The sequence below is a fragment of the Rhodobacter sp. NTK016B genome, assembly GCF_017303295.1.
GTDB lineage: Bacteria > Pseudomonadota > Alphaproteobacteria > Rhodobacterales > Rhodobacteraceae > Pararhodobacter.
This window is the reverse complement of sequence record NZ_JAFKOK010000003.1, coordinates 281625-297237: the sequence shown is the minus strand read 5'-3', so window position 1 is coordinate 297237 and position 15613 is coordinate 281625. Positions and strand designations below refer to the sequence as shown.

Here is a 15613-nt window from a genome sequence, read left to right as displayed (position 1 = left end):
CGGGTCGGCCCGGTTCGCTGCGAACCGCATGACCCGGTCGATGCCACCAATCACGAGGATCTTCATGCCCCGCAGCTCTCGCCGCATGCGCCTTCTGCTCGCCACGGGGTTCGGACTGGCGCTGGTGCTGAGCCTGTTCTTCGCGGTCAGGTTGGCGGTCGGGGCGTTCTATTGGTCCGACCCCGCGCATCAGGATCAGGCGGTCGAGGGCTGGATGCCGCTGGGCTATGTCGGCCGCTCATGGGACGTGCCGCGCGCGGAGATGGAACAGATCGCGGGGATCGAACCGGGCAGCGTGGCGCGCCGATCGCTCGAGATGATCGCCCGGGACGAAGGCATACCGCTGAATACGCTGATCTCCCGCATCGAAACCGGGATCGCCACGTACCGCGTGGCCACACATGACTGAGTGGCTGCAGGCACTGGTGGCGGATTGGGGCGCGCTGGCGCTCGGCATCATCACCTTCCTGTCCTGCCTTGCCATTCCGGTCCCTTCGTCGCTGATGATGCTGACCGCCGGGGCCTTCGCTGCGTCGGGCGATCTGGATCTGGCGACCGTCTCGGCCTCGGCGCTGATCGGCGCGATCCTTGGCGATCAGACCGGCTATCAGATGGGTCGGCTGGGATACCGCCGCGTCGAGGGGTGGCTACTGCACAGTCCGTCGCGCGCCGCGATCCTCGGCCGCGCCCGCAGCGCCACGCAAAAGGGCGGCGGGATAGCCGTGTTCCTGTCGCGCTGGCTGTTCAGCGTGCTGGGACCCTATGTGAACCTGCTGTCACCGGGGGCCGGGCTGGGCTGGCTGACCTTCACCGTGATGGGCATCGCGGGCGAGATCGTCTGGGTCATCAGCTATGTCGGGCTGGGCTATATCGCTGCAGGCCAGCTTGAACAGGCGGGCGACATGCTGGGCAACGCGCTGGGGCTCTTGGGATCGTTGGTGATGACCATCGGGCTGGGCTGGCTGTTGCTCAAACGGCATCGCAAGCGGCACGAGCCGCATCCCGATAGCCCGTAAGCGTTCAGCCCCCCGCCTTTTCCTCAAGCTCCAGCCATTCCTCTTCCGCAGCAGCCAGCGCGCTTTGGCGCTGTTCCAGCATCGCCGTGGCCTTCGATGCCTTCACCGGCTCGCGCGTATAAAGCTCGGCATCCGACAACAGGTCGGACAGCTTGGCGATCTCAGCTTCGAGCCGCGCGATTTCGTCAGGCAGCGTGTCGAGCCGCTTCTTCTCGGTAAAGCTCAGCCCGTTGGGCTTTGCCGTGGCTTTCGGGGCCTCGACTTTCGCGGCCGGTTTCGCAGCCGGTTTCGGGGGCGCCGCTTTCGCCGCCGGTTTCTCGTCCGCCGGTTCGCTCAGCGCCTTTTGCGCCTGATAATCGCTCCAGCCCCCCGCATAGGGAACCACCCTGCCCTCGCCTTCGAAAGCCAGCGTCGTCGTGGCCACCCGGTCGATGAAATCCCGGTCATGGCTGACCAGCAGAACCGTGCCGGGGTAATCGCCCAGAAGGTCCTGCAGCAGATCGAGGGTTTCGACGTCCAGATCGTTGGTCGGTTCGTCGAGCACCAGCAGGTTCGACTCGCGCGCCATGATCTTGGCCAGCAACAGCCGCGCCCGCTCGCCCCCCGACAGGCTGCGCACGGCGGCACGGGCCTGCTGTTCATCGAACAGGAAATCCTTGAGATAGGCGACCACATGTTTGGGCGTGCCGCGCACCATCACCTGATCTGACGACCCGCTCACCCGCATCAGCGGATCGCCGGTCATGTTCTCCCACAGCGTCGCGTTCCCGTCGAGCCGCGCGCGCGTCTGGTCGAAAACCGCCATGTCCAGATTGGTCCCCAGCCGGATCGCGCCGCTATCGGGCTCCATCTCGCCGGTCAGAAGCTTGAGCAAGGTGGTCTTGCCCGCGCCGTTGGGCCCCACCAGCGCCACCCGGTCGCCGCGCAGCACCTTCAGGGTCAGATCGCGCACGATCGGCGTGCCGTCGAAGCTTTTCGAAATGCCCGTGGCCTCGACCACCAGCTTGCCCGATTGCGCCCCGGCCTCGAACGCCATCGCCGCCGTCCCCTGACGCCGGATCTGCGCCGCCCGTTCGGCGCGCAAATCCTGCAGCGCCCGCACCCGGCCCATATTCCGTTTGCGCCGCGCGCTGATGCCCTCGACCGCCCATTTCGCTTCGTGCTTGATCTTTCGGTTCAGCTTGTGGCGTGCCTCGTCCTCATCGGCCCAGATCTTGTCGCGCCATTCCTCGAACGCGGCGAAGTTCTGATCGAGCCTGCGCACCTGCCCGCGATCCACCCACAGCATCGCCCGGCTCAGCGCGTTCAGGAACGCGCGGTCGTGGCTGATCATCACAAAGGCCGCGCGGGTTTCCTTCAACCGCTCTTCGAGCCAGCGAATGGCGTGGATGTCCAGATGGTTGGTCGGCTCGTCCAGCAGCATGAGTTCGGGCGCTTCGGCCAGCAGCTTGGCCAGCGCCGCGCGCCGCCGCTCGCCGCCCGACGCGGTTGCAATCGCCACGGCCGGATCGAAACCCAGCCCTTCGGCCGCGATCTCGACCCTGTAGCCTTCGCTGGGATCGAGCTGCGACATCGCGTAATCGCCCAGCGTGGCAAAGCCCGCGAAATCGGGGTCCTGCTCCATATAGCCGACGCTGGTTCCGGGTGTCAGAACACGGCTGCCGCTATCGGCCTCGACCAGCCCCGCCATGATCTTCATCAGCGTCGACTTGCCCGAGCCATTGCGCCCGACAAGCGCCAGCCGGTCCCCCGGCTGAATGACCATGTCCAGCTCGGAAAACAGCGGATTGCCACCGAAGGTGAGCGAGATTTGCGAGAGTTGCAGAAGGGGTGTGGGCGCCATGGCGTTGCGCTATCGCGCCGCGCGCGCCGGGTCAAGAGACCGCCTCGAGGCCCCCGCGACGGACCTCAGCGACGGGGTGCGGCGTTGGTATGGACGGGCATGCCGAGACCTTGACACCGAACGGGCCGACCCCCATGTGAATTGTCGTAACATTAGGAGACCATGATGAACCTGATCCTGAACGTGTTGTGGATTGTGCTGGGCGGCGCTTGGATGGCCGTGGGGTGGCTGATCGCGGCGCTGATCATGGCGATCAGCATCATCGGGATCCCCTGGGCGCGCTCGGCGGTGGTGATGGCGGGCTATTCGCTGCTGCCATTCGGGATGCGGGCCGCTGACCGGACCGAGATCACCGGCCCCGATATCGGCACCGGCGCCTTTGGCACGCTGGGTAATCTGTTGTGGTTGGTCCTTGCCGGATGGTGGCTGGCGCTGGGGCACCTCGTGGCGGCGGTTCTGAACGCGGTGACGATCATCGGCCTGCCTTTCGCCTGGGCGCATCTGAAGCTTGCGGGCTTCGCGCTCTGGCCGGTTGGCCGGACGCTGGTGCCGCGCTGAGGCGCCTGCAGCGGGGCGGACAAGAGGGCCTTCGGGCCCTCTTTTTTTAAGCGGGTGCCGGGTCAGTGATTGGCCCGATAATACTGCCATTCCTCCACAACCTGGCCATGGGGCAAATGGCACATCGTGTCGGGTGTTCCGGGTTCCAGAACGCCGCCCTGCTCGGTGCAATAGACCGAAGCGGGGTTCGCCATATCGAGAAGCGCGCCGGGGGCACGCTCGGCCTGCGGATCGGAGGCGGGAACACAGGCGCCAAGGAGACAAAGCGCAAGGACGGTGGCTGTGACAAGATGGATACGCATAGCGTCAGAGTCGCGTGAGTTCCCCCGCGGGTCAAGGTTCATCCGCCGCAGCGGTCTTCGAGCGAGGCGAGATAAGCCCCGATATCGGCGGCGCCGGTTCGGTGGTCGTCAAGCGCATCGAGGTTGCGCTGCGCCCGGGTGCGGTTTTCGCCCCAGCACAGCGAAGTCGCCAGCCTGAACGCCCGTTCGGCCTGCGACAACCGACGTTCGACCAGCGACAGCTCATTTTGCAGGACATCGATTTCCTGACACGCCGTGGTCTGCATCGACCGGTCTTCGAGCCGGTCCATGACCGCCCGACGCGTGACCCAGCCAAGACCCGTATAGAGAAACGCTTCGGTCCGGGTGATCCAGTCGTCGACCGGCTGACCGGCGGTAAGGCCAGCGATGAAATGCTGTTCGCACGGATCGGCCCGCACGGGCGCCGCAGAAAGCAGGACAAGGATCAGGGCAAGGCGTCGCATGAAATCCGTTGGCTGTTGCCTGACCAGACTGCGCGGCACGGGTTAAGAAACGGTGCATCGGGTCGGGAAAAAGACCCGCGATGGGACATTGGTTGGTGATCGCGCAAAACGTCTGTGTGCCCGCGCCTCTTCACCGTTCCTTAAGACCGGAACCGTATCGTGCGGCGTCAGGCAGACCTGCGACCCGCAATTCGCATTGCCAATTGCCGGGAGTGTTGATGCGGATACGGACCAGACTGGAGAGGGAGAGCAAAGAGGATGAGATAGCAGAAAAACAAGTTCAGCGCGTGATGCGATGGGAATGACGCTTGTTCTTTCCGGAGTGGCAGTCTGACATGCAGCGGCATTCGGTCTCTACCGCCCGGCAGCCGAAACCATGTGCTGTCACGATAACCGGACATGTCGAGATAGCACGTCAACTGGCGTGCATGGAAACGCCCAGCCGATGCGTTTCAGCGCAGCGACGACGGTGCCGGATGCAACAACCAGAGACCGCGGCCACAGGGGACGTTAAACGTCCACATCCTCGACGAAGCGCGCATTCTCGCTGATATACTGAAACCGCAGTTCGGGTTTCTTGCCCATCAGACGTTCGACCAAATCCCCTGTCTCGCCCGGGATATCCTCGTCGATCGACACGCGGATGAGCTTGCGCTGTTCGGGATCCATGGTTGTGTCTTTCAGGTCCTTCGCGTCCATTTCGCCCAGACCCTTGAAGCGTGACACCTCGATCTTGCCCCTGCCGCCAAGGCCCTTTTCCATCCACAAATCGCGCTCGGCCTCGTCCAGGCAATAAACCCGTTTCGCGCCCTGCGTCAGCCGGAAAAGCGGCGGGCAGGCAAGGTAGAGATGGCCCTGATCGATCATCGGCCGCATCTGCGTGAAAAAGAACGTCATCAGAAGCGACGCGATATGCGCGCCATCGACATCGGCGTCGGTCATGATGATGATCTTGTCATAGCGCAGATCATCGACGCGGAACTTCGTGCCCATCTGCACGCCAAGCGCCTGACACAGATCGCTGATTTCCTGATTCTGGTTCAGCTTGCCCGAGGCCGCGCCCAGCACGTTGAGGATCTTGCCGCGCAGGGGCAGAAGCGCCTGCGTCCGCCGGTCGCGCGCCATCTTGGCAGAGCCGCCCGCCGAATCCCCCTCGACGATGAACAATTCCGTCCCCGCGCGGTTAGACGCCGAGCAATCCACCAGCTTGCCGGGCAGACGCAGCTTCTTCGTCGCCGTCTTGCGCTGGGTTTCCTTTTCCTGACGGCGGCGCATCCGTTCCTCGGCCCGCAGCACAAGGAAATCGAGGATCGCGCCCGCCGCCTTCGGGTCGCCCGCCAGCCAGTTGTCGAAATGGTCGCGCACGGCGTTTTCCACCAGTCGCGCGGCCTCGGTCGTGGCCAGCCGGTCCTTGGTCTGGCCCACGAATTCCGGCTCGCGGATGAACACGGAAATCAGCGCGCAGCCGCCCGCCGCCATGTCCTCGCGCGTGATGTCCTTGGCCTTGCGGTTGCCCGCAAGCTCGCCATAGGCGCGGATTCCCTTGAGCACGGCAGCCCAGAAACCGGCCTCGTGCGTGCCGCCTTCGGGCGTGGGGACGGTGTTACAATAGCTCTGGACGAAACCGTCGCGCGCGGGCGTCCAGTTGATCGCCCATTCGACCGACCCGGGCACGCCGAATTTCTCCTGGAAATGGACCTTTCCGGCGAAGGGCTTGTCGGAATAGGTCATATCCTTGCCGAGCTGCTCGCCAAGGTAATCGGCGAGGCCACCGGGGAAGTGGAACACGGCCTCTTGCGGGGTGTCGCCATCCTCGATCGCGGATTTCCAGCGGATCTCGACGCCCGAGAACAGATAGGCCTTTGAGCGCACCATCTTGAAAAGCCGCGCGGGGCGGAAGCGATGGCTGCCGAAGATCTCTTCATCGGCATGGAAGCTGGTCGTGGTGCCCCGGCGGTTCGGGGCCGCGCCGAGTTCCTTGACCGGGCCCAAAGGCTTGCCGCGCGAGAAGCGCTGCTCGACCAGTTTGCGGTCGCGCGCGACCTGCACGACCATGCTGTCGGACAGCGCGTTCACCACCGAGGCCCCGACGCCGTGCAGACCGCCCGAGGTCTCATAGGCCTTGCCCGAGAATTTGCCGCCCGCGTGCAGCGTACACAAGATCACCTCGAGCGCGGACTTGCCGGGAAATTTCGGGTGTGCATCGAAGGGCATACCACGCCCGTTATCGCGGATGGTGATCGTGTGGTCGGCAGCGATTTCGACTTCGATGCGGTTGGCGTGACCGGCAACGGCCTCGTCCATCGAGTTGTCGAGGATCTCGGCCACGAGGTGATGCAGCGCACGCTCATCCGTCCCGCCGATATACATGCCGGGGCGTTTGCGGACGGGTTCCAGACCTTCGAGCACCTCGATCGAGGAGGCGTCATAGGTCTCGGGCTGGCCGGCGAGGAAATCGGTCATTGAAGCGGCTCGACTCTGTCGTGAATTGACAAGCAATAGATCATCCGCGCCTGCCGGACGCAAGGTTTGGGGGGCACCGGGCGAGAATGAAGGGGGAAGCGTGGCAGGAAGGACGCTGCGGCGTTAGCCCTGCCTCTCAATCCGGCGCATTGCCCAGGAAACGCTGAAGCCATGCAGGATCGTCGACAGCAGGATCACAAGCCCGACCAGAGACCAGAGCTGTTCTTCGTTGGTGAATTCCATATGGCTGATCGCGTAGCACAGGTAATAGACCGAGCCGATGCCGCGCACCCCGTAAACCGCAATGGCAGCGCGGTCGCGGCGCGGCATGTCGGCGCCGATGAGGCTGATCCAGCCCGATAGCGGCCGCACGATGACGATGACAACCAGCGCAAGCCAGACCTGGCTCCAGCTCAGATCGACGAAGACCACGGGCAGGATCGCGCCAAGCATAACCAACAGCACCGCCGTCAGCGCGTGTTCGATGGATTCGGTGAAATCGTGCAGACGGCGGTGGAAGCGATTGTCCTCTTCCACCCGGCGCACGGTCAGCCCCATGACCGCGACGGCGATAAAGCCGTAGCCTTCGATCAGCTCGGTCGAGCCGTAGCACAACAACACCCCCGCCAGCGCCAGCACGCCCGACGCGGTATCAGCCAGCGGTGCGCCCCGGGGCACCGAGAACAGCACGAAGGCCAGAACGCGCCCACCGGCCCAGCCCGCCAACACGCCGACAGCGATGCGGTAGACAACGTCCCAGACCAGCCAGTCGAACAGCCAGGCGCCGGGGTCGAGCCCTTCGGCAGCGACGATCAGCCCCAGATAGACAAAGGGAAAGGCCAGCCCGTCATTCAGCCCCGCCTCGGTCGTCAGGGTGAACCGGACCGGATGCTCGCGCCCCTCATGCGGCGGGCCGACCTGCACATCCGCCGCCAGAACCGGGTCGGTGGGCGCGACCACGGCGCCCAGAAGGATCGCGCCCGCGACGGTCAGCCCGACAAAGCCAATGCCCAGCAGGGCCACGGCAAGGATGGTGAGCGGCATGGCGATGCCCAGCATCCGCGCTGTCGGTCCCCATTTGCGCCATGGCCGCACGCTGTCGATGCGCATCCCGGTACCGAACAGGGCGAAGATGACGGCGAGTTCGCTGATGATCTCCCATGGCAGCGGCGTCTCACGCGGGTCCGGCATGGCCGGGATCGCCGGGATCAGCAGGGTTGCGGCGGCCCCGAATACGATCATCAGCGGCGCCGAGGCCGGCTCGCTGCGCGAAACCAGCCGGGGCAGGAGCCGCGCGAGGATGACGATCATCCCGAACACGGCGAGCACGACGTGATAAGGGCTGAAGCCGAAAAAGCCGTCGGGGATCATGGGCAGTTCAGTTCCGTCAGAATATTCAATCGGGACAGGAAGTTAGATATGCGCGGCCTGCTCAGGCCAGCAGCGCCTCCACGCGCTCTATCTGGCGCGAAAGCCTGCCGTGGCAATAGCGGGCTGTTTCCGGGCGGCGCAGCACCGGCGCCCTGTCGCACCGCAAAGCCGGGAAGTGCCCACTCTGAGCTGCACACCCCGAGGCGCAAAAGAAAAAGCCGAGGCACAGTGCCTCGGCTTTTCGAAACGGGATGGTGGGCGATAACGGATTTGAACCGCTGACATCTTCGATGTGAACGAAGCGCTCTACCGCTGAGCTAATCGCCCGCCGTGGCGGGTCTATAGCGAGTCGGGCGGACAGGCTCAAGGGGGAAAGACGCCCCGTCGGGCAGGTTTTTCCGCTGTCCGGGACCGCCCGGTCGCCAGGCGCGAACGCGGCTTCCTGACGGTCAAAACCACCCTGCCCGCGCAGGAAAAAACCCGCCCCCGGCAATGCCGCGGGCGGGTCTGTCAACGAAACCGGGCCTTAATGCGCGGTCGCGGGCGACGAGCCGTCTTTGCGCCCCATACGCGCGGCGACAGCAGCGGCTTCTTCGGCTGCGGCATCCCAGTCGATGGCCTCGGGCTTGCGCACCAGAGCGTGCTCAAGCACCTCCGAAACGTGGCTGACGGGCACGATTTCCAGCCCTTCTTTCACGTTGTCGGGGATCTCGGGCAGATCCTTGGCGTTCTCGATCGGGATCAGCACTTTGGTGATCCCCCCACGCAGCGCGGCGAGCAGCTTTTCTTTCAGCCCGCCGATGGCCGAGGCATTGCCGCGCAGAGTCACCTCGCCGGTCATGGCGATGTCCTTGCGCACCGGAATGCCGGTCAAGACCGACACGATGGCCGTGACCATGGCCAGACCCGCCGAGGGTCCGTCCTTGGGCGTGGCGCCGTCGGGGACGTGGACGTGGATATCCATCGTCTCGAAGATCGGGGGTTTGACGCCGATCTGAGGGCTCACCGAGCGCACGTAGCTGGACGCAGCATCGATCGATTCCTTCATCACGTCACCGAGTTTCCCCGTCGTCTTCATCCGGCCTTTGCCCGGCAGCTTGAGCGCTTCGATCTGCAGCAGATCGCCGCCAACCTGCGTCCAAGCGAGGCCCGTGACCACGCCGACCTGATCTTCCTTCTCGGCCAGCCCGTAGCGGTGACGCTGGACGCCGAGGAAATCGTCGAGATTATCCGCCGTGACCTCGACATGGTCGACTTCCTTGCGGACGATCTTGGTCACCGCCTTGCGGGCGATTTTCGACAGCTCGCGCTCGAAGTTCCGCACACCGGCCTCACGGGTATAGTGCCGCAGCACCGCCGTGAGGGCGTCATCCGACACCGACAGCTCGGACTTCTTCAAACCGTGGTTCTTGATCGCCTTGGGCAGCAGGTGCCGGCGCGCGATCTCGGCCTTTTCGTCCTCGGTATAACCCGAGAGCGGGATGATCTCCATCCGGTCGAGCAGCGGCCCGGGCATGTTGTAGCTGTTGGCCGTGGTCAGGAACATCACGTCAGAGAGGTCGTATTCGACTTCCAGATAGTGGTCGACGAAGGTCGCGTTCTGTTCCGGATCCAGCACTTCCAGCATCGCCGAGGCCGGGTCGCCCCGGAAATCCTGCCCCATCTTGTCGATTTCATCGAGCAGTATCAGCGGGTTGGTGGTCTTGGCCTTTTTCAGCGCCTGAATGATCTTACCGGGCATCGAGCCGATATAGGTCCGGCGGTGACCCCGGATCTCGGATTCGTCGCGCACACCGCCAAGGCTGATGCGGATGAATTCGCGCCCCGTGGCCCGTGCCACCGATTTGCCAAGGCTGGTCTTACCCACGCCCGGAGGACCGACGAGGCACAGGATCGGCCCCTTCAGCTTGGCCGAACGCGATTGCACGGCGAGATATTCGACGATGCGTTCCTTGACCTTGTCGAGGCTGTAATGGTCCTCGTCCAGAATCCGCTGGGCGCGGTTGAGGTCTTTCTTCACGCGGCTCTTAGTGCCCCAAGGCAGCGCCAGCAGCCAGTCGAGATAGTTGCGCACAACGGTCGCTTCCGCAGACATCGGCGACATCGTCTTGAGCTTCTTGATCTCGGCTTCGGCCTTTTCACGGGCTTCTTTCGAGAACTTGGTCTCAGAGATCTTTTTCTCAAGCTCAGCCACTTCGTTCTGGCCGTCTTCGCCCTCGCCCAGCTCCTTCTGAATGGCCTTCATCTGCTCATTCAGATAGTATTCGCGCTGGGTCTTCTCCATCTGGGTCTTGACGCGCGACTTGATCTTGCGCTCGACCTGCAGGACGGAAATTTCGCCCTCCATCAGGCCATAGACCTTCTCCAGCCGCTCGCCCACGTCGAGGGTTTCCAGAAGCTCCTGCTTGCGCGGGACTTCGATGCTCAGATGCCCGGCGGCAAGGTCGGCCAGCCGCGCGGGCTCGCCCGCATCGGCGATGGCGCTGAGCGCCTCCTCGGGGACGTTGCGCTTGATCTTGGCGTAACGCTCGAAATCGTCGCTGACGGCCCGCGTCAGCGCCTCGATCGTTTCGGGATCGCCCTCGGTTTCCTCAAGCGTTTCGGCCAGCGCTTCGAAATGCTGGTCGTTATCCAGGAATTCGGTGATGCGCACACGATCCTTGCCCTCGACCAGAACCTTCACGGTCCCGTCGGGCAGGCGCAGCAATTGCAGCACGTTGGCAAGAACGCCCACGCGGTACATGCCGTCGGTATCGGGATCTTCTGCCGCGTGATCGATCTGCGCGACCAGCAGGATCTGCTTTTCGCTGGCCATGACCGTTTCGAGCGCCCGCACGGATTTGTCGCGGCCGACGAAGAGCGGCACGATCATATGCGGAAACACGACCATGTCGCGCAGCGGCAGGACGGCATGGGCGGTGGTGTTCTGTGTCATACCTGACCTCAACTCTATTCTGCGCCGCGCGGTAGGGGTCGACTGGAGTGCCTGTCGTCCCTGCCCCGCGGCGTTCGGTTCACGGGTATATCTGGGACCGGCGGCGGCGGAATTCAACTCTCACCGCACCAGCCTTTCGCTGCACTGTGGCATAAGCGTGCAGCGATCTGGGCGGATTTGCGGTCTGTCATGAAAAACGTCGCGACCGCGAAAGGTGCCGTTCAACCCCGCCGACGACGCCAGTGGTGGTAGAGATCGGCGCCCACCGGGCCGCTATGCTCGAGCACCCAGTCGGGCGCGCCGATACTGGTCACGCCCATCGCCGCAAGCCCCGCCGTGCCATCGGCGCCGAACAGGTGGCCCGCGCTGAACACCGCAAGCTCATCGGCCAGCCCCGCGCCGATCATCGTGGCGGCCAGCCCGCCGCCGCCTTCGCACAGGATGCGCGTCAGGCCGCGCGCAGCAAGCTTGCGCAACGCGTCGGCAATATCGATGCGCCCCAGCGGATCGCTCTCGCAGGCGATCAGTTCGGCCCCCTGCGCGGCCCAGGCCATGCGCGCGACCTCGGTCGCCTGCGAACCATGCAGCAGCCAGACCGGAGTTTCGCGCGCGCTGCGCCCCAGCCGCGAGTCGGGCGACAGGCCCAGCCGCGAATCCGCGACGATACGGACGGGCTGACGCGCGATGCCGAGATCGCGGATGCGCAGATCTGGATCGTCGGCGCGTGCGGTGCCCGCCCCCACCAGCACCCCGTCGTGGCGCGCGCGCATCATGTGAACGCGGCGCCGCGCCTCGGGACCGGTGATCCAGCGCGACTGGCCGGTCGCGGTGGCGATACGCGCATCGAGCGTCAGCGCCAGCTTCAGCGTGACCGAGGGCCGGCCTTCCGTCACCCGCCGCAGAAAGCCGTCATTCGCGCGCCGCGCGGCGGCTTCTTCCACCCCCTCGGTGACCGCGATCCCCGCCGCGCGCAGCATGGCATGGCCGCGCCCTGAGACGCGCGGATCGGGATCGGTCAAAGCGCTGACCACGCGCGCGACACCCGACGCAATCAATGCCTCGGCGCAGGGTGGCGTGTTACCATGATGCGCGCAGGGCTCAAGCGTGACATAGGCCGTCGCGCCACGCGCGCCCTCGCCCGCCTGGGCCAACGCGTGACGCTCAGCATGGGGACGCCCGCCCGGCTGCGTCCAGCCGCGCCCGACGATGATCCCGTCGCGCACAATGACGCAGCCCACCGCCGGGTTGGGCCAGACATTGCCCAGCCCGCGCGAGGCCAGCCCCAGCGCCAGCCGCATGAAGCGACGGTCGGTCTCGCTCAAAGCGGTCCCCTTTCACCTTGTCCAAAATACCCATTTCGGGCGCGCCCTCGACGCCGGAAAGCCGGTCGCCGCTTCCGCGCCTCCTGTCGTCCGATCAGTCGTCGGGCAGGATCGGCGGGCGCAATTCGCTGACGAATTTATCGAAATCGTCCGCCGCCTGAAAATTCTTGTAGACGCTGGCAAAGCGGACATAGGCGACCGTGTCGATACGGGCGAGCGTCTCCATAACGATTTCGCCGATCACCCGGCTGGGCACGTCGGTATCGCCCATCGATTCCAGCCGCCGCACGATGCCCGAGATCATCTGTTCGATGCGTTCAGGCTCGATCGGGCGTTTCTGCATGGCGATGCGGATCGAACGTTCCATCTTGTCGCGGTCGAACGGCTCGCGCTTGCCCGAGGATTTCACCACCACCAGATCGCGCAACTGCACCCGCTCATAGGTGGTGAAGCGTCCGCCGCAGGCCGGGCAGAAGCGTCGCCTGCGGATCGAGACATGGTCCTCGGCCGGGCGCGAATCCTTGACCTGAGTATCGACATTTCCGCAAAACGGGCAGCGCATGACCTCTCCATCGGGGTGGCTGACGACAAATCCACAGCGACTATAGGGTGCCCGCCAGACCTTGGGTACCGCAAATCGTCAGCCCCCAGATCGGGGGCCTGCCCTGTTGCAACAGGGGCGCATATCGCAGCCTGTCAGTCGACCACGACTACGCGCATGTTCTCCATCCCCTGCTCTTGCACCATGGCGAAGAGCAGGGCTGCATTATCCTCGTGCAGGCGCACGCAACCGGCGCTGGCCGGGCGCCCCAGCCGGCTGACCGCATTGGTGGCGTGGATCGCGTAATCGCCGTCGTAGAAAATGGCGAAATACATCGGTGCATTGTTGTAGAGGCTTGAGCGATGCCAGCGCGACAGCCATTGCGGCTGCCATTCGCCGCGCGGCGTGTATTTTCCCGCCCGCGCAGTCGAGACCGGCCATTCATACCGCAATTGTCCGTCGAGATAGACATGCATGGTCTGGGTTTCGACGCTGACGCGGGCGACGATCGCCTCGGCCTGCGCATCGCTCGCCAAGACCGGCGCACAAAGCATTGCGACCGCGACTGCGGCCCGTTGCATTAACTTCATTCCGACCCCCCGGTGGAAAATGATTGTAATCAAGGACGTGGCAGCGCCCGTGAATGTCATCACATGGCCAAAACCGGGGGGTGAGAGTCAATCCATGCAGGGCTGCTGTGGCGATTCCGCCTCAGGGCGTTGCAATTCTGCCCTGATCGAGCCGCAGCACCCGGTCCATCCGCCCCGCAAGCTCGAGATTATGCGTGGCGATAAGCGCCGACAGCCCGGTATCGCGTACCAGATCCATCAGCACCCCGAAGACCTGATCCGAGGTCCCGGGGTCCAGATTGCCCGTCGGCTCGTCGGCCAGCAGGATGCGCGGTGCATTGGCCATCGCCCGGCAGAACGCCACGCGCTGCTGTTCGCCGCCCGAAAGCTGCGCGGGCCGGTGGTCGCCGCGATGCTCAAGCCCCACACGCGCCAGAAGATCCGCCGCGCGCGCCTTGGCCGTGCCGGTGGCGACGCCATTGGCGCGTTGCGGCAGGACGATGTTCTCGGCCGCGGTGAATTCCGGCAGCAGGTGGTGGAACTGATAGATGAAGCCCACCTGCCGGCGCCGCGCGGCGGTACGCGCGCGGTCGCCAAGCCCGGTCATGTCGGTGCCGTCGATCACCACCCGACCGCCATCGCAGGTATCGAGCAGCCCCGCGATATGCAGCAGCGTCGATTTCCCCGCGCCCGAGGGTGCGACCAACGCCACGACCTCGCCGCGCTCCAGTGTCAGCGAGGTGCCGCGCAGCACCTCGACCGGGCCGCTCGCCTCGCCCGCATAAGTCTTGGTGATATTCTCCAGAACAAGCGCTTTCTCACTCATAGCGCAGCGCCTCCACCGGGTTCATCCGCGCAGCCCGGCGCGCGGGAAAAATCGTCACGACGAAAGAGAGGCCCAGCGACAGCCCCACCGCCTTGAGCACATCCTCAAGCCGCAATTCGGCCGGCAGCGCGTAGATCCCGCGCACCGACGGATCCCAGGCGCCGCCGCCCGACAGGTAATTCACGAAGGCAAAGATCGGGTCGATATAAAGCGCGAACAGGCAGCCCGCGATCACCCCGATCCCGGTGCCGACCACCCCGATAAGCGAGCCGCACAGAAAGAAGATCCGCAGGATCGAGCCTTCGCTCAGCCCCATCGTGCGCAGGATCCCGATGTCGCGGCCCTTGTTCTTGACCAGCATGATCAGCCCCGAAATGATGTTCATCGCTGCGATCAGGACCAGGATCGACAAGATGATGAACATCACATTGTCCTCGATATCGAGCGCACGCAGAAAGCCGCCGGCACTGTCGCGCCAGGTCCAGACCATCGCCCGCTCGCCGCCCGCGCGCAGCAGGCTATGCACCATGCTCTCGACATGCTCGGGGTCCTCGACCATGACCTCGATCTCGTCGGCCACGCCGTCGCGATTGAAAAAGCTCTGCGCTTCGGCAAAGGGCAGATAGACCCGCGTACGGTCGATATCGTAGCGCCCGGCGCTGAAGATATAGACCACCTCGTAGCTGTTGACGCGCGGCGAGGTGCCGAACGCCGTCTGCACCCCCTCGGGCGAGATGACGCGGATCCGGTCGCCCACGCGCGCCTGAATCTCGCGCGCCACGCCCTCGCCGATGGCGATGCCCTCGCCAAACCGGGTGATATCGCCGCGCGCGCGTTCGGATTGCGCGATGCCGGGGATCTGCATCAGGTCGTCCGCGCGGATGCCGAACACCTCGACGCCTGCGTTGCGACCCTGATTGGCCGCCATGACCTGCCCCTTGATCAGCGGCGCGGCGCTGGTGACGCCCGGCACCTCGGCCAGCCGCGCGGCGACCGCGTCGAAATCGGTGATCGTGCTGCTCCGGCGCCCGCTCTCATCGACTTCGCCCGAATAATAGATCGTCGCATGCGCATTGGCGCCCAGAATCGTGCCCACGAATTCCGTCCGGAACCCCGAGCGCACGGAAAGCGTCGCGATCAGCGCGAAGACCGCCAGCGCCACGCCCACCAGCGAGATCAGCGTCATCACGCTGACCCCGCCCTCGGCGCGGCGCGCGCGCAGATAGCGCCAGGCGATCGACCATTCGAAAAGTGCGAAAGGAGGGGTTCGGGGAGACATTCGGCGCGGCATCCATCACAGCGCGCGACCGGGCCGCGCAGGCGGGCGCAAGGTCGGGCCAAACACCCAGAGCGTCAAGGCCTATCCTGCCGCGCCCCGGTCACGCCCGCGTGGGCGCGCCCCT

General features: G+C 65.0%; 14 protein-coding genes and 1 tRNA gene. 3 read left to right on the top strand and 12 right to left on the bottom strand.

Annotation, left to right across the window (positions count from 1 at the left end):
* The first annotated feature begins 64 nt into the window (after nucleotides 1-64).
* Together JI664_RS05810 and JI664_RS05805 are read left to right on the top strand one after the other, a co-directional pair.
* Nucleotides 65-409, top strand: coding sequence for a hypothetical protein (locus JI664_RS05810; protein ID WP_207012776.1), 345 nt, complete (start codon nucleotides 65-67; stop codon nucleotides 407-409).
* Nucleotides 402-1016: a DedA family protein gene (locus JI664_RS05805; RefSeq protein ID WP_207012775.1), complete on the top strand. Its 615-nt coding sequence runs from the start codon at nucleotides 402-404 to the stop codon at nucleotides 1014-1016. Before JI664_RS05810 ends, JI664_RS05805 begins: the two co-directional genes overlap by 8 nt.
* A gap of 4 nt (nucleotides 1017-1020) precedes the next feature.
* Here JI664_RS05805 and JI664_RS05800 read toward each other — a convergent pair whose 3' ends face one another.
* On the bottom strand, nucleotides 1021-2859 hold the full coding sequence (locus tag JI664_RS05800; protein WP_207012774.1) for an ABC-F family ATP-binding cassette domain-containing protein: 1839 nt from the start codon (nucleotides 2857-2859) through the stop codon (nucleotides 1021-1023).
* A 165-nt stretch (nucleotides 2860-3024) separates the two neighbouring features.
* Between JI664_RS05800 and JI664_RS05795 the strand changes: the two genes are divergently transcribed.
* Nucleotides 3025-3417: a YccF domain-containing protein gene (locus JI664_RS05795; protein ID WP_207012773.1), complete on the top strand. Its 393-nt coding sequence runs from the start codon at nucleotides 3025-3027 to the stop codon at nucleotides 3415-3417.
* Between the two features lie 62 nt (nucleotides 3418-3479).
* Here the strand turns inward: JI664_RS05795 and JI664_RS05790 are convergent, their stop codons facing one another.
* The 11 genes from JI664_RS05790 to JI664_RS05740 all read right to left on the bottom strand — a co-directional run bounded on the left by JI664_RS05790 (nucleotide 3480) and on the right by JI664_RS05740 (nucleotide 15489).
* Nucleotides 3480-3719 (bottom strand): DUF333 domain-containing protein, encoded by a 240-nt coding sequence (locus JI664_RS05790; protein WP_207012772.1) that lies wholly within the window; start codon nucleotides 3717-3719, stop codon nucleotides 3480-3482.
* Nucleotides 3720-3757: 38 nt separating this feature from the next.
* Nucleotides 3758-4183, bottom strand: a complete 426-nt coding sequence (locus JI664_RS05785; protein ID WP_207012771.1) for a hypothetical protein — start codon at nucleotides 4181-4183, stop codon at nucleotides 3758-3760.
* Between the two features lie 510 nt (nucleotides 4184-4693).
* On the bottom strand, nucleotides 4694-6646 hold the full coding sequence (parE, locus tag JI664_RS05780; protein WP_207012770.1) for a DNA topoisomerase IV subunit B: 1953 nt from the start codon (nucleotides 6644-6646) through the stop codon (nucleotides 4694-4696).
* Between the two features lie 123 nt (nucleotides 6647-6769).
* The gene (locus tag JI664_RS05775) at nucleotides 6770-8017 is read right to left on the bottom strand and encodes a cation:proton antiporter (protein ID WP_207012769.1); all 1248 of its coding nucleotides are present in this window, start codon (nucleotides 8015-8017) and stop codon (nucleotides 6770-6772) included.
* A 252-nt stretch (nucleotides 8018-8269) separates the two neighbouring features.
* Nucleotides 8270-8344, bottom strand: a tRNA-Val gene (locus JI664_RS05770).
* Nucleotides 8345-8543: 199 nt separating this feature from the next.
* A complete protein-coding gene (gene lon / locus JI664_RS05765) occupies nucleotides 8544-10952 on the bottom strand; it encodes an endopeptidase La (RefSeq protein ID WP_207012768.1) in 2409 nt (802 codons plus the stop codon).
* A gap of 221 nt (nucleotides 10953-11173) precedes the next feature.
* A complete protein-coding gene (gene ribD / locus JI664_RS05760) occupies nucleotides 11174-12250 on the bottom strand; it encodes a bifunctional diaminohydroxyphosphoribosylaminopyrimidine deaminase/5-amino-6-(5-phosphoribosylamino)uracil reductase RibD (protein WP_414707720.1) in 1077 nt (358 codons plus the stop codon).
* Between the two features lie 118 nt (nucleotides 12251-12368).
* Nucleotides 12369-12836 (bottom strand): transcriptional regulator NrdR, encoded by a 468-nt coding sequence (nrdR, locus tag JI664_RS05755; protein WP_207012766.1) that lies wholly within the window; start codon nucleotides 12834-12836, stop codon nucleotides 12369-12371.
* Nucleotides 12837-12970: 134 nt separating this feature from the next.
* On the bottom strand, nucleotides 12971-13396 hold the full coding sequence (locus JI664_RS05750) for a L,D-transpeptidase (protein WP_207012765.1): 426 nt from the start codon (nucleotides 13394-13396) through the stop codon (nucleotides 12971-12973).
* A 130-nt stretch (nucleotides 13397-13526) separates the two neighbouring features.
* A complete protein-coding gene (locus tag JI664_RS05745; RefSeq protein ID WP_207012764.1) occupies nucleotides 13527-14210 on the bottom strand; it encodes an ABC transporter ATP-binding protein in 684 nt (227 codons plus the stop codon).
* Nucleotides 14203-15489, bottom strand: coding sequence for a lipoprotein-releasing ABC transporter permease subunit (locus JI664_RS05740; RefSeq protein ID WP_207012763.1), 1287 nt, complete (start codon nucleotides 15487-15489; stop codon nucleotides 14203-14205). Before JI664_RS05740 ends, JI664_RS05745 begins: the two co-directional genes overlap by 8 nt.
* Nucleotides 15490-15613: the final 124 nt, after the last annotated feature.